Source organism: Streptomyces sp. NPDC000594, from assembly GCF_040299965.1.
GTDB lineage: Bacteria > Actinomycetota > Actinomycetes > Streptomycetales > Streptomycetaceae > Streptomyces.
Genome location: NZ_JBEPCY010000032.1, coordinates 75133 through 89825 on the forward strand (window position 1 = coordinate 75133; position 14693 = coordinate 89825).

The 14693-nt window shown below is 71.4% G+C and carries 7 protein-coding genes; all 7 read right to left on the minus strand.

Features of this window, described 5'->3' with window-relative positions; all coding sequences use genetic code 11:
* Nucleotides 1-59: 59 nt before the first annotated feature.
* Nucleotides 60-443 (minus strand): nuclear transport factor 2 family protein, encoded by a 384-nt coding sequence (locus ABT354_RS30410; protein WP_351499691.1) that lies wholly within the window; start codon nucleotides 441-443, stop codon nucleotides 60-62.
* The gene (locus ABT354_RS30415) at nucleotides 424-2118 is read right to left on the minus strand and encodes an AMP-binding protein (protein ID WP_351499693.1); all 1695 of its coding nucleotides are present in this window, start codon (nucleotides 2116-2118) and stop codon (nucleotides 424-426) included. Before ABT354_RS30415 ends, ABT354_RS30410 begins: the two co-directional genes overlap by 20 nt.
* Nucleotides 2119-2179: 61 nt before the next feature.
* On the minus strand, nucleotides 2180-3802 hold the full coding sequence (locus tag ABT354_RS30420) for an HAL/PAL/TAL family ammonia-lyase (protein WP_351499694.1): 1623 nt from the start codon (nucleotides 3800-3802) through the stop codon (nucleotides 2180-2182).
* 49 nt (nucleotides 3803-3851) lie between these two features.
* Nucleotides 3852-4649, minus strand: a complete 798-nt coding sequence (locus tag ABT354_RS30425; RefSeq protein WP_351499696.1) for an alpha/beta fold hydrolase — start codon at nucleotides 4647-4649, stop codon at nucleotides 3852-3854.
* Between the two features lies 1 nt (nucleotide 4650).
* Nucleotides 4651-4860, minus strand: coding sequence for an MbtH family protein (locus ABT354_RS30430; protein ID WP_351499698.1), 210 nt, complete (start codon nucleotides 4858-4860; stop codon nucleotides 4651-4653).
* Nucleotides 4861-5069: 209 nt separating this feature from the next.
* A complete protein-coding gene (locus tag ABT354_RS30435; protein ID WP_351499700.1) occupies nucleotides 5070-6053 on the minus strand; it encodes a TauD/TfdA family dioxygenase in 984 nt (327 codons plus the stop codon).
* Between the two features lie 13 nt (nucleotides 6054-6066).
* The coding region (locus ABT354_RS30440; protein WP_351499702.1) for a non-ribosomal peptide synthetase at nucleotides 6067-14693 on the minus strand (8627 nt) is incomplete at its 5' end.

Genomic DNA, 14693 nt, shown 5'->3' on the forward strand with positions numbered 1-14693 from the left:
CTGCGTCGCTCTCGTCGCTCTCGTCGCTCTCGTCGTTCTGGTCACTCTCGCCATCTGTGTCACACCAGCGGGGAGTCGAAGAACGTCTGGCGGCCGGCGATCAGCCCGCTGTCCGTCAGGGTGAAGAAGTCGGCGAAGCGCAGTGCCGCGTCCCGTCCGTTCTTCAGCCGGCCCCGGAACTCGCCCTGCACGGCCACGTTCGGCCCGGCGGCGATCAGCTGGTCCAGGCTGTGCAGCCCGGACTCGATGACGCGTTCCTCCGTGTAGAAGCGCTCCAGCCCGTCGTGTCCCACGATCGGCTCGTAGCCGGGGCGCAGGTACTGGGCGTCCGGGGCGAACAGATCGACGAGCCCGCGGATGTTGCCGGCGTCCACCTGCCGGTAGTAGTCGCGTACCGTCTGCTCCGGATTCGTGGTGACGGTGTCACCGTGCGGCGAGGGCATGGGGGTTCCTTTCGTCGTCGAGGGGGGTGCCGGCGGCCGAGCCCTCGGCGGGGGTCGGGGTGCGCAGCGTCTCGGTGCGTGTTCCCGCAGGCCAGGCGCCCTCGCGCGCCCAGCGGCGCAGCGTGGGCTTGTCCGTCTTCCCGCTGCCGTTGCGGGGCAGGGCGGATACGGTCACCAGGACCCGGGGGAGCTTGTAGCGGGCGAGCCGGGCGGCGAGCGCCTCGCGCAGCGCGTCCAGCGCGGGCCCGTCGTGGTCGGGCACGACCACAGCGGCCACCGTCTCGCCCCAGGTGGGGTCGGCTACGCCGATCACTGCGGCGTCACGGATTCCGGGCAGCTCGACCAGGTGCCGTTCGACCTCGGCGGGATAGATGTTCTCCCCGCCGCTGATGATCATTTCCTTGAGCCGGTCGACGACCCACAGATAGCCGTCCTCGTCGAGGTGGCCGATGTCCCCGGTGCGGAACCAGCCGTCCTTGGTGAACGCCAGGGCGGTGGTCTCCGCGTTGTTCCAGTACCCGGGGGTGACGTTCGGCCCGCGGACCAGGATCTCCCCGCGTACCAGGGGCGCCGCCGACCGCGTCGGGTCGGCCGGGTCTGCCACTCGTACCCGCGTGTAGGGCATGGCGACGCCCGACGAGCCGGTCCGCGCCTCCGTCCGCCCGGGTGGCAGATAGGTGGCGAAGGGAGCCGTCTCCGTCAGCCCCCACGCCTGCTGGAGCAGCAGCCCGTGTCCGGCGTACCGGCGGATCAGCCGTGGGGGGACCGGGGCTCCGGCGACCACCGCGCAGCGGAGCCGCGACAGCTCGGCCGCGGGGAACTCCGGCAGGTCGGCCAGTGCCGAGAACATGGCCGGCACCCCGAAGAATCCGGTCACCCGGTGGGTCACGAGCGCGTCCAGGCATGCGCGGGGGTCGAACGCCCGGTGTACGACCACGGTGCCGCCGCGCAGCAGCGCCGGCAGGGTGAGTGCGCTCAGGCCGCCGATGTGGAACATGGGCGCCGCGACGAGCACCACGTCGTCGGGCCGTGTGTCCAGCAGCGACCACACATTGACGCAGTTCCACCACAGGTTGCCGTGCGTGAGCATGACGCCCTTGGGGCGGCCGGTGCTGCCCGAGGTGTAGAGGAGCGCCGCGAGCGTGTCCTCGGCGACCGGGACGGGCTCCGCGCCGAGCGGCGACCGGGTCCCGGGCGTCCGGCCGTCCTCGCCGACGCGGAGCACCGCCTCGACCGCGAGACCGGGGACGACGGTGTCGGCGAGCGCCTCCTGGCCCGTCTCGGTCACCAGGATCCGCGGATCGCAGTCGGCCAGCACATCCGCCACCTCGTCGGCGGCCAGCCGGTGGTTCACCGGGACGAACACCGCCCCCACGGCCGAGCAGGCCAGCAGCGTCGCGATCAGCGCCGGACTGTTGAGCCCCAGGTAGGCGACCCGGTCACCGGCCTCGACACCCGTGTCCAGCAGGGCGCGGGCCAGCCGCCCGGAGGTGTCGTCCAGCTCGCGGTACGACACCTCCGTTACGGGGGTGCCCGCCGCACCGGCGGCGGTTCCCCGGTAGACGAGCGCGACGGCCTCCCCCCGGTGCGCGGCATGGCGGCGGACGGCGGCGGCGGGACTGAACTCGGCTCCGGTGCCGGCTCCGGTCCCGGCTCCGGACATGACGGTGTGCATGGATGCTCCAACGGCGACAGGGGGGGGGCGGTCGGGGTGCCCGGCGGGTTTGTCCGGTGGGTTACGGGAGGTCGGCCACGGCGGCCTGAAGGCGTCCGGACTCGATCAGCCCGGCCACCCGCTCGATGTCACCGGCCAGCGGACGGTCCGAGTCGAGGAAGGCGGACACCTCCCGGACCGCGTCGTACGCGGCCCGGGTCGCCGGACTGAGCAGCTGTACGCCGCGCAGGTCGGCCGCCTGGCAGAGCGCCAGCAGATGGATCGCGGCGACCTGCTCGATCAGACCGGCGACCGTGTACGCGTCCCGGGCGGCGATCGTCCCCATGCTGACCTTGTCCTGGTTGTGGGCCTCGGTGGAGCGTGAGAACGAGGTCGCCGGCATGGTGTTCTTCAGGGCCTCGGCGACCAGGGAGGACGCCGTGATCTGCATGCCCTTGAAGCCGTGGAAGAGGCCGGCCTGGCCGTCGCCGGGCTCGATCCACGGGATGAGGTTCGGCGTGAGCCCGTTGTTGAACTTCTCGTCCACGACCAGCTCCAGCTGGCGGTCCAGCAGATCCCCCACACTGGCGAGCGTCGTCTTCAGCGTGTCCATCGCGACGCCGACATGGCCGCCGTAGAAGTTGCCCCCGTTGCGGGCCACCCCAGCCCCCGCGTCGAAGAGCGGATTGTCGTTCGAGGAGTTGATCTCGGTCGCCATCCAGTCGTCCGCCCATGTCAGCGCGTCGACGAGGACACCTGTCACATGCGGCGCGCACCGGATCGAGTACCGGTCCTGGATCGGCTTGTCCAGCTCCCGGAAGTCGACGTCCCCGGGGATGGCCGACTCCCGTTCGGTCTGCTGGTCGAAGGAGGCGGAGCCCTTCAGCAACCACCGGACCCGTGCCGCACTCCCACGGGTCCCGGCGTGCGGCTTCTGCTCGAACAGGAAGTCCGCGAAGTGCGCCGGGTTGCCGCGCAGCACCTGGCTGGTCAGCGCCGTGCACAGGTCGGCCGCGAAGGCGAGCCGCGCCGCACGGTCCATGGCCATCGCCGCGAAACCGGACATGAAGGAGGTGCCGTTCACCAGTGCCAGCCCCTCCTTGGCCTCCAGCACCACGGGCCGCAGCCCGGCCGCCGCCAGGGCGGTGCCCGCGTCCGTCCGCTCGCCGCGGTGCAGCACCTCGCCCTCGCCGGTCAGCACGCGGCCGATGTAGCTGAGCGGCACCAGGTCGCCGCTGGCACCCACCGAACCCCGTTCCGGGATGAGCGGCAGGATGTCCTCGGCAAGGCAGTCCAGGAGCAGCCGCACCACCTCCGGCCGTACCCCCGAGTGCCCCCGGGCCAGGCAGTTGGCGCGGATCAGCAGCGTGGCCCGTACCACCTCCGGCGGGGCGACGGGACCGACGCCGCTGCCCAGGAACCGCAGCAGGTTGCGCTGGAGCTCCCGGCTCTTGCCCTCGGAGATCTGCCGGGTGTTGCTGTCGCCGAACCCGGAGGTCACCCCGTAGATGGGGATGCCGGTGGCGATCAGCTCCCGCTTCAGCTCCCGTGAGGTGGTCATGCGACGGTCCGCGTCCCCGGGCACGGTGAGCCGCAGGCCGGGCACGCCCCGGCCCACTGCGGCCACGGTGTCCAGGGACAAGGTGTGCCCGTCGACCAGGATGCCTGTCACCGGCAGCGTCGCCAGGGCGGTGGATTCGTCCACGTTCTGTGTCCAATCGTGCGAGCGGGTGTGCGGTACCGGGGAGCGCCGGTCACGAGAAGTGCTGGAGGAGGGAGGCGTTCACCGCCGACGGGTTCTCCAGGTAGCCGTAGTGGCCACAGCCCGCTACCTCCTCGAAGGTGCAGCCGGGAATCGCCTCCGCCACCTCCCGGCCCAGGTGCGGCGGGGCGATGACATCGTCCGAGAAGGCGATGACATGGCAGGGCGTGGTGATCCCGGCGCACCGTGCGAGGTGGTCCCGGTCCAGTTCCAGCTCCAGCTGGGCGCGGACGCCCGGTCCGGAGGGTTGCGCGTACTCGAAGATGTCCAGCCAGTCGCGGATCGCGGACTCGTCGGCGAGGGTGGTACGGGACAGGTTCTCCAGCGCCGTGGTCACGGCCCGCTGCCGCGGCGGCAGGTCCACCCGGCGGTCGTACATGAGGCACTCCGCCTCGCGCATGGCCCGCCTCATGGTGTCCATGCGGCCCGTGGTGCCGATGAGCACGGCCCGGGACACCAGCTCCGGGCGGTCCATCAGCAGCTGCTGTACGACATGGGCCCCCATGGAGAAGCCGGCCACCCGGCAGGGCCCCGGGACGAGCCGTTCCAACAGGCCGGCGACGTCTCCGGCGAGGTCGCGCAGGGTGAAGGGCTCGGCGGCGCCGGTGCTCGGCGGTATGCCCCGGTTGTTGAACGTGATCACCTGGTAGCCCGCCTCGACGAGCGCGGGCGTCTGGTACAGGTGCCACGGCCGCCGGTCCGCGCCGGTCCCCATGACCAGCAGGACCGGCTCCCCGGCGCCCTGGACCTCGTACTCCAGGACGACCCCGTTGCTCTGCGCCAACGGCATGTCAGCCCCGCATCGCTTCCACGAGGCTCTTGGGCCGCATGTCGGTCCAGTTCTCGTTCACATAGTCCAGGCACTCCTTGCGGTTGTCGGCGCTGAACACCACCGACCAGCCGGCCGGCACCTCGCGGAAGGCGGGCCACAGCGAGTGCTGGTTCTCGCCGTTGACCAGGACGCAGAAGGCGGCGCTGTCGTCCTCGAAGGGGTTTGTCATGTTGTGCTCCGTCACTCGGAATCGGAAGAGGGGAGGGGGCAGGAACAAGGGAGGGGCGGGAGAGGACGCGGGCCGTGGGCCGTGTGTCGTGCCCCTCCATGGATTCTGGGAGGCCGCGGCCGGGCGTCCAAGCGATCTCGCTGGCAGGGGGTGGCGCCGACAGCAAACTGCCAGCCGGCGCCACCAACTGTCCTCACCCGCGGTGACATTCAGCTCAGAACATGCCCGTCGCCCACCCGGTGGGACCGGCACCGGCGTACGTCGGCGGCGACGAAGGTCCGCTGCAACCAGCGGTCCGAACCGTCGTACCGCGGAGTGAACCGCGACCGCCCGTGCACCGCCACCCGGTTGTCCACGATGACCAGATCCCCGGTGGTCAGCACCTGGGTCTGCCCGACCGTCTCGAAGGCGTCGGCCAGCTCGGCGAGCGCCCGCTCCGCCCGGCCGGTCAGCGGCCGGGTCGCCGCCAGGTCCACCCGGAGGTCGGGATCCTCCGCGGGGCCCGTCAGTACGGCATGCGCCTGCGTCTGCTCGCCGCCCCCGCCGAACGACGGCGGTGCCTCCGTCGTGAACTCCGCCGTGTGCAGCGCCTCCCGGCTCTCCGCGGACAGCAGCGGAAGCACCTGGCGTACGCATGCCGTGCTGGTGCCCGCGACCCGGTCGTGATCGGGCCGCAGACAGATCAGCAGCACATGGTCCGGCCGGTGCGGATGGAAGGCGTTCTCGTTGTGGTACGACAGCCGCACCGAGCCCGCGTTGCCCTGGAACTCCTCCCGCCCCGGCACCGGGACGACGTCCTGCACCATCGCACCGGACTTCTCCGCCGCGAATGCGATCGGATCACCCAGACCCGACGCGATGGCCATGATCAGCGCGGCCGGTACGGTCGCCTCCCGCTGCACCGATCCGGAGTGGTCCGGCGTCCCCGGCAGTTCCTCCGTCGCCACCGGCAACCCGCGCAGCAGCAGTGTGCCGCGGCTTCCCGAATGCCGCCGGAACGTACGTACGGCGTGCCGCAGCGACAGCGGCAGCTCCTCCCAGGCGGCCCGCGCGGCGGAGACCCACTTGTCGTCGTCCACCATCCCGCCGGCCGTGGCGACGAGACGCAGCGCCACGTCACGGGCGACCGCGGCCTCCGCACGGTCCAGCTCGTACACACCGGTCCCGGCGGGGACGGGTATCGAGGTCGTCATGTGATGCCGTTCCTTAATTCGTGGGGGTGGGCCTGCGGCGAGGCGTGAGGGCGGGCCGCTTCGGGGCCCCGGTGGCGGCGGTGTGCGGCGCGATGCCGGCGACGGTCGGAGCGTCGAACAGCGCCCGGATGGAAAGCTCGACACCGACCCGGCTGCGGACCCGGCTGACCAGGCGCGTCGCCAGCAGCGAATGCCCGCCCAGCTCGAAGAAGTCGTCGTCGATGCCGACCTTCGCCAGCCCCAGCACCTCCGCGAACAGGGCGCAGAGGATCTCTTCGTGCGGGTTCCGGGGCCCCCGGCCGCTGCCTGCGGCGGGTGCGTAGTCCGGGACCGGAAGGGCCTTGCGGTCGAGCTTCCCGTTCGCCGTCAGCGGCAGCCGGTCCATGACCACGAACGCCGAGGGCACCATGTACTCGGGCAGGGACTCGCGCAGCAGGCCCCGCAGATCCTCCGGGTGGGGGAGCGCGGGCTCGACCGCCGGCACGACGTACGCCGCCAGACGCAGGTCCCCGGGCCGGTCCTCCCGTACGATCACCGAGCACTGCGCGACCGCCGGGTGGGCACCGAGCGCGGCCTCGATCTCGCCGAGTTCGATCCGGAACCCGCGTACCTTGACCTGGTCGTCGACACGGCCCAGGAACTCAAGCGTCCCGTCCGTGTTCCGGCGCACCAGGTCACCGGTGCGGTACATGCGGGCCCCGGGTGCGCCGAACGGATCGGCCGTGAACCGCTCCGCCGTCCGGCCGGGCTGGTTCACATATCCGCGGGCCAGGCCCTCACCCGCGACGTACAGCTCACCGGCCACACCCGACGGCACCGGGCACAGCAGGTCGTCGAGGACGTACACGCGGGTGTTGCGCACCGGAGATCCGAGCATCGGCCGGTCACCGTCGGAGGTGTGGTGCCCCAGCGAGTCCACCGTGCACTCGCTCGGCGCGTAGTAGTTGCAGCCACACAGCCTCGGGTTGTCCCGGAGCTGCTGCCACAGACCGCCACCGATCGCCTCGCCGCCGACCATCACCATCGACAGTTCGGTGCGTCCCTCCTCCAGGAGCCCGTACTCCATCAGCTCGGCGAAGTACGACGGGGTGACGTCGATGAAGTGCACCGACTCATCGGCGATGTAGTCGACCAGCTTCTTCGCGTTCCGTGCGACATCGGTGCTCAGTACGTGCAGCCGGTGCCCGCCGAAGAGCCACATCAACGGGTCCCACGACGCGTCGAAGGAGATCGAGGCGATCAGCGCGGAGTTCACCTGCCCCGGCTGCCGGTGGTGCTCCTCGGTGTGCAGGTAGTCCTGGTGGCTGTGGAACACATTCGCGAGGGAGCCGTGTGTCACCACGACACCCTTCGGCCGACCGGTCGAACCCGAGGTGTAGATGGTGTACACGGGGTGGTCGGGGCGGACGAGGACCTCAGGGTTGCCGGACGGCAGGCCATCGGTGTCGGGCAGCGAGGTCAGCGTCAGCAGCGGCTCCGTGGTGGCGAGCATGTACGCGACCCGGTCGGCCGGGTAGTCCGGGTCGATCGGCAGGTAGGCCGCGCCGGACTTCAGCGTGCCCAGGAGACCGATCACCATCTCCACCGAGCGCGGGATGTTCAGCGCCACCGTCCGCTCGGGCGCCGCGCCCCGGCCGATCAGATAGTGGGCCAGCCGGTTGGCCCGCTCGTTCAGCTCCTCGAAGGTGAGCGTGACGCCCTCGAAGGTCACGGCCGGCGCCTGCGGCGTCCGTCGGACCTGCTCCTCGAAGACCTGCGCCAGCAGCGGCACCGAAGTGCCGGTGGGTGTGCTGATACCCGTTCCCGCTCCGGTCAGCTGGACCAACTCCGCCTCCGGAACCATCCCGAGCGTGTGGAGGGGTGCGTCGGGGTGGGTCGCGGCGGCGGTGAGAAGGCGGGTGAGGTAGGTGGTGATGCGCTCGGCGGTGGCGCGGTCGAACAGGTCGGTGGCGTACTGGAGGCCGCCGCTGATGCCGGCGGGTGTGGTTCCGTCGCCGTGCGACTCGGCGATGTTGAACGCCAGATCGACCAGTGCGGGGGCCTCGGCGCCGAGTATGGGTTCGAGTTCGAGTCCTGGCAGTTCCAGGGTGGCGCGCGAGGTGTTGTGGTACGCGAGCATGGTTTGGAAGAGGGGGTGGCGGGTGAGGGTGCGCTGGGGGTTGAGGGCTTCGACGAGGGATTCGAAGGGGAGGTCCTGGTGGGCGTAGGCGGCGAGGTCGGTGTCGCGTACGCGGGCGAGGAGGGTGCGGAAGGTGGGGTTGCCGGTGGTGTCGGTGCGCAGGACGAGGGTGTTGACGAAGAACCCGACGAGGTCTTCGAGGGCGTCGTCGGTGCGTCCGGCGATGGGGATGCCGATGGGGATGTCGGTGCCGGCGCCGAGGCGGGTGAGGGTGGCGGCGATGGCGACCTGGAAGACCATGAACATGCTGGTGTTCGTGGACCGGGCGAGGGCCGCGAGCTGCCGGTGGGTGGTGGTGTCGATGTCGAACAGGGCCATGGCACCCTGATGCGAGGGTTCTGCGGGGCGGGGCCGGTCGAAGGGCAGGGTGAGTTCCTCGGGTGCCCCGGTGAGGTTCTGCTTCCAGTAGCCCAGCTGGCGTGCGTAGAGGGATGCGGGGTCGGCGGGGTCGCCGAGGAGGTCCTGCTGCCAGAGGGTGTAGTCGGCGTACTGGACCGGGAGGTCCTTCCACGCCGGGGCCGCACCCTTCCCCAGACGCGCCGTATACGCGTGTCCGAGGTCCTTGAGGAACGGGGCTGTGGACCAGCCGTCGGAGGCGATGTGGTGGGTGAGCACCAGCAGCACCCACTCCCCCTCCCCGGTCCGGAGCACCGTCACGCGCAGCGGGATCTCGGCCGCGAGGTCGAACACATGACGGGAGGCCTCGGCCAGCCGGCCCGCCAGTTCGTCTGCCGTGCAGGTGGTCACCTCGAACGGGACGTCCTGACCTGTCGGCCGGATGTCCTGGAACGGCTCGCCCTCCGACTCACCGAACATGGTCCGCAGGGCCTCGTGCCGGTCGGCCACATCACCGACCGCCGCCCGCAGAGCGGCCTCGTCGAGGGTGCCTGACAGACGGATGACCAACGGCATGTTGTACGCGGCACCGGCTTCGCCGTACCGGCCCAGGAACCACAGCCGACGCTGCGCGAACGACAGCGGCAGAGGCTCCGGACGCGTCCGCGTCGCGAGCGGGGCCCGTACCTCCGAGGAACCGTCCAGCCGGGACGCGAGTTCAGCGACCGTGGGCGCCTCGAACAGCACCCGGAGGTCCAGCTCCCGGCCCAGCACCGTACGGACCCGGCTGGCCAGCCGGGTCGCGAGCAGGGAGTGCCCGCCGAGGGCGAAGAAGTCGTCGTCGACTCCGACGCCCTCCACACCGAGCACATCCGCGAACAGCCCGCACAGGATCTCCTGGAGCGGCCCGCTCGGTGTCCGACCCGAACCGGCTGCCACCTCGGGCTTCGGCAGGGCCTTGCGGTCCAGCTTGCCGTTCGGGGTGAGCGGCAGCCGGTCCAGGGTGACGAACGCCGCCGGGACCATGTACTCGGGCAACACCCGCTGCACCTGCGCACGCACCTCCGCGAGCAGCGGTGCCGTGTCCACCGCGTGGTGCGGCGTGTTCGTCCACAGGCCCGGTCGGAACGTGCCGGCCGCCGTCTCCGCGACCGGCCCGTACACGCCGGACCACATCCGGTGCCCGGAGGCGCCACCGGCCGTGTCCTCGGACACGAAGACGGCGTCCAGCCGGCCGGGGCCGCCCGTCGCGGACCAGGTGACCGCCACCCGGTACCCGTACGCCGTCGCGACGGCCTCCAGCTCCCCGTGGGTCGGTACGGCCGTACGGTCCCCCGCCGCATCGTCGGCGATGTTCCCCGGCTCGGTGCCGGCGTCCAGGGCGCGCAGCGCGGCGAGATGCCCGGTGAGTCGGGCGTTGGGCACGTCGACGACCCGCAGGGTCTCCGGCCGCCGGCCGGCCAGCACGGCCGTCAGCCCGTCCACGTCGCTCAGGTCAAGGCCCCACAGCAGCTGCGGCACCGCGTCCACCGCCACCGCGTTCGCTGCTACCGCGTCCGCCGCCACCGCGTCGGCCGCCGTCGTGGCGACGGTCCCCGGGCGCAGCACGACGTCGTACCGGTAGCGGGTGAGCTCGTTGTCGTACGCGCCGTCCTTGGTCCGTACGTCCACCAGGGCCCCCGGCCCGGCGAAGCCGGTGAAGAACTCGGGGTCGACCAGCAGCTCCTGCTCCCGGGCCATGCCCTGCTCGACGGCTCGCAGCAGCGTCGCCGTGTCCGCCCCGGGCTCCGCCTGGTGCAGCGCCACGGAGGCGGCGAAGCCCCGGTGCAGACGCCGGTGGCGGACGTCCCCGATGAACACCGAACCGCCCGGTGCGAGCAGGCGGGAGACGCTCTCCAGCACCTCGGCCAGGTAGTTCCCGCTCGGGAAGTACTGGATCACCGAGTTCAGCACGATCGTGTCGAAGAAGCCCTCCGGCAGCCCGGTCACGTCGTGGGCCGGCTGGGTGCGCAGTTCCACCAGCTCGGACAGCGAGGCCACCGCGGCCACCTGCTTCCGCAGGGTGTCGATGACCACGGGCGATACGTCCGTACCCCAGTACGCCTCGCAGTGCGGGGCCACATGGGCAAGGATCAGGCCCGTGCCGACACCGATTTCGAGCACGCGGCGCGGCCGGAGCGCACGGATGCGGTCCACCGCTGCCGCCCGCCACTGCCGCATCTCGTCCGCGGGGATCGGCTCACCACCGTAACTGTCGTTCCAGATGCCGAAGTCCTCGCCCAGCACGGTCGACGCCGGGTTTCCGTAGTACGCGTCGTACGCGGCGGACCAGTTCTCGACCTGCTGCCGCTCCTGTGCCTGGTCGCGCTCGCGCCGGCGCGGTACCACGTACGCCGTGATGCGCTTGTCCCCGTCCTGGTCCTCGCGAACCACCACGGCGCTCTGCTCGACCAGCCCGGAGCCCGACAGCACGGACTCGATCTCGCCCAGCTCGATGCGGTGGCCCCGTACCTTGACCTGGTGGTCGGTGCGCCCGAGGTACTCCAGCCTGCCGTCGGCGCGCCACCGCACCAGGTCGCCGGTGCGGTACATGCGCGAGCCGAGGGGGCCGAAGGGGTCGGCGAGGAACCGCTCCGAGGTCAGGTCCGGGCGCTGGTGGTAGCCGCGTGCGACATGTGCGCCCGCGATGTAGAGCTCTCCCGAGACGCCCACCGGGACCGGGTGCAGCGACCGGTCGAGGACATAGACGCGGTTATTGGCCAGCGGTGTGCCGATGGGCACGGCAACCGAGCCCTCGCCCTCGTCGGTCACACGGTCCGCCGTCGCCCAGATGGTGGTCTCCGTCGGGCCGTACACATTGAGTACGTCGCCGTCGCCCGCCGTGTGGAGTTCGTTGGCGAGGGCGGGGGGCAGGGCTTCGCCGCCGGTGAGTTTGCGCAGGCCGTGGAGGGTGTGGGGGGCGTGGGTGGTGAGCATCTGCCAGGTGGTGGGGGTGGCCTGCATGACGGTGACGTGGTGGGTGGTGATCAGGCGGGCCAGTGCGGCGGGGTCCTTGGCCTCCTCGGTGGCGGCGAGGACCACCCGGGCGCCCTGCGTCAGCGGACCGAACAACTCCAGGTGCGCGATGTCGAAGGCGACCGTGGTGACCGCCAGCCAGTTGTCGGTGGGGGTGAGGGGGATGCGCTGCTGGATGGCGGTGAGGAGGTTGGCGAGGTTGGCGTGGGTGACGACGACGCCCTTGGGGCGGCCGGTGGAGCCGGAGGTGTAGATGACGTACGCCGGGTCCGCCGGCAGCGGGACCCCGGCCGGGGCCACAGCCGGGGCCGGGGCGGTGTCCGGTGCCGGGGCCGGTGTCGTCTGCTGGGGCAGGTGGTCGGTGTTGTCGGGGTTGTCGAGGAGGAGGTGGGTGGGGCCGTTCGGGCCGGTGGGCGGGAGGATGCCGCTGTCGTGGATCTCGCGGCAGGTGAGGACGGCCTGTGGTGCGGCGTCGGTGAACACGGCCGCGATCCGTTCGGCCGGGTAGCCGGGGTCGACCGGTACGTAGGCGGCGCCGGACTTCAGTACGGCCAGCAGGGCCACCAGCAGTTCGGGTGAGCGGGGCAGGGCCACCGCGACCAGGCGTTCGGGGCCGGCGCCGAGCGCGGTCAGGTGCCGGGCCAGCTGGGCGGAGCGTTCCGCCAGCTCCCCGTAGGTCAGCTCACGGCCGCCGCAGGAGACCGCGACCGCGTCCGGCGCCGCCGCCGCACACGCCTCGAACCGCTCGACCACCGACCCGGCGGCATCCTCCACCGCCGTGTCGTTCCAGCCCACCAGCACCGACGACCGCTCCACCGGCGTCAACACATCAAGACCGTCCAGGCGGGTCCCGGGAGCCTCGGCCACCGTGCTCAGGACGTGGACCAGGCGCTCGGCCATGGCCTCGACCGTGGCGGCGTCGAACAGGTCGGAGCGGTAGTCCAGGCTGCCCTCCAGGCCCTCGTGGTCACCGGCCTGCCCGCGACGCTCGCTGATCGCCAGCGAGAGGTCGAACTTCGACACCGTGAAGTCCAGCGGTTCGGGGCTCACGCGGAGTCCGGAGAGCGTCAACGACGCCCGGGCGTTGTTCTGGAACATGATCATGATCTGGAACAGCGGGTGCCGGTCGAGGGACCGCTCCGGGTTGAGCACCTCCACCAGCCGCTCGAACGGCAGGTCCTGGTGCGCGTACGCGGCGAGATCGGACTCCCTTACCCGGGCCAGCAGTTCGGTGAACGTCGGGTTCCCGGAGAGGTCCGTGCGCAGCACGAGCGTGTTGACGAAGAAGCCGACGAGATCGTTCAGGGCCTCGTCGCTCCGGCCGGCGACCGGGGTGCCGATGGGGATGTCCGTGCCCCCGCCGAGCTTGCCCAGCAGGACGGCGAAAGCGGCCTGCACCACCATGAACATGCTGGTGCCGCTCTTGCGTGCCAGGGCATCCAACTGCTCGTGCAGGTGGGCGGGGACACGCAGCGGAACCGAGCCGGCCCGGTCGTACGAGATGCTCCCGCCCCGGCGGTCCACGGGCAGGTCGATCCCGCCGGGAATCCCGTCCAGCTCCCGCTTCCAGAACTCCAGCTGCGCGGCGGCGAGGCTGTCGGGGTCGTCCTCGCTGCCCAGGAGCGTGCGCTGCCACAGTGCGTAGTCGACGTACTGGGCGGGCAGCGGCTGCCAGGCAGGTTCGCGGCCGTCGGCGCGGGCGGCGTAGGCCGTGGACAGGTCCCGGGCGAGCGGTGCCATGGACCATCCGTCGGCGGCGATGTGGTGGACGACCAGCAGGAGGACGGCCTCCGAGGCTCCGGTGGTGAACAGCCGGGCGCGGACGGGTAGGTCGACGCCCAGATCGAATCCGCCCCGGGCCTCCGCCGCGAGCGCCGCGGACAGCTCCTCCTCGGAGACCGGTGTCACCGGGAGTGTCGCGGCGACGTCGGGCAGGACGTGCTGCCGGGGATGTCCGTCGGTCTGCGGGAACAGCGTGCGCAGGCTTTCGTGCCGCATGAGTACGTCACCCACGGCTGCCCGCAGTGCCTCGACGTCCAGGTCGCCGCTCAACCGCAGTGCCAGCGGAACGTTGTAGGTGGCACTGGTGCGGTCCAGCTGGTTGAGGAACCACAGCCGCTGCTGGGCGAAGGAGAGCGGCGGCGCGGCCGGGCGGTCGGCGACGACCACGGCGGGGCGGGTCGTCCCGGTGTCCGTCGCGGACTCGGCGAGCAGGTGCGCCAGCGCGGCGACGGTCGGACGCTCGAACACCGCGCGGATGGACAGGTCCGCCCGCAGTACGGAGCGGATCTGGCTGGTCAGCCGGGTGGCGAGGAGGGAGTGGCCGCCGAGGGCGAAAAAGTCGTCGTCGATGCCCACGGTGGGCAGGCCGAGGACATCGGCGAACAGGCCGCAGAGGATCTCCTCCTGCGGTGTACGGGGAGCGCGGCCCTGGCCGCCGGCCAGCTCGGGGGCGGGCAGGGCCTTCGTGTCCAGCTTGCCGTTCGACGTGAGCGGCAGTTCGTCCAGCGCGACGAACGCGGACGGAACCATGTACTCGGGCAGGAAGTCCTGCGCGTGCTCCCGCAGTCGCGCCAGGTCCACGGCCGCGGCCCGGTCGACCGACACCACGTAGGCCGTCAGCCGCTTGTCGCCCGGCTGGTCCTCCCGCACGATCACCGCGGTCTGCTCGACGCCGTCGTAGGACATCAGGGCGGCGCTCACCTCGCCGAGCTCGATCCGGAAGCCGCGGACCTTCACCTGGTCGTCGACGCGTGAGACGAATTCCAGGACGCCGTCGGCGTTCCAGCGCATCAGGTCACCGGTGCGGTACATGCGCGTGCCGGGCTCGCCGAACGGGTCGGCGACGAAGCGTTCGGACGTGAGGTCCGGACGGCCGGTGTACCCGCGTGCCAGCAGGTCGCCGGCGATGTAGACCTCGCCCGCGATGCCGATGGCGGACGGTCGCAGGTGCTTGTCGAGGACATACATCCGGACGCCGTCCATGGGGCGGCCGATCACCACGACACCATCCTCGATGGGGTCGTTGGGGTTGATTTGGTGGGTGGTGCAGCCGACGGTGGTTTCGGTGGGTCCGTATTCGTTGAGGATGGTGACGTTGGGGTGGTTTT

Bases quoted from the DNA above. Each gene is read 5' to 3' on its own strand.
- ABT354_RS30415 (WP_351499693.1), bottom strand. From the start codon at position 2,118: ATGCACACCGTCATGTCCGGAGCCGGGACCGGAGCCGGCACCGGAGCC.
- ABT354_RS30410 (WP_351499691.1), bottom strand. From the start codon at position 443: ATGCCCTCGCCGCACGGTGACACCGTCACCACGAATCCGGAGCAGACG.
- ABT354_RS30425 (WP_351499696.1), bottom strand. From the start codon at position 4,649: ATGCCGTTGGCGCAGAGCAACGGGGTCGTCCTGGAGTACGAGGTCCAG.
- ABT354_RS30435 (WP_351499700.1), bottom strand. From the start codon at position 6,053: ATGACGACCTCGATACCCGTCCCCGCCGGGACCGGTGTGTACGAGCTG.
- ABT354_RS30430 (WP_351499698.1), bottom strand. From the start codon at position 4,860: ATGACAAACCCCTTCGAGGACGACAGCGCCGCCTTCTGCGTCCTGGTC.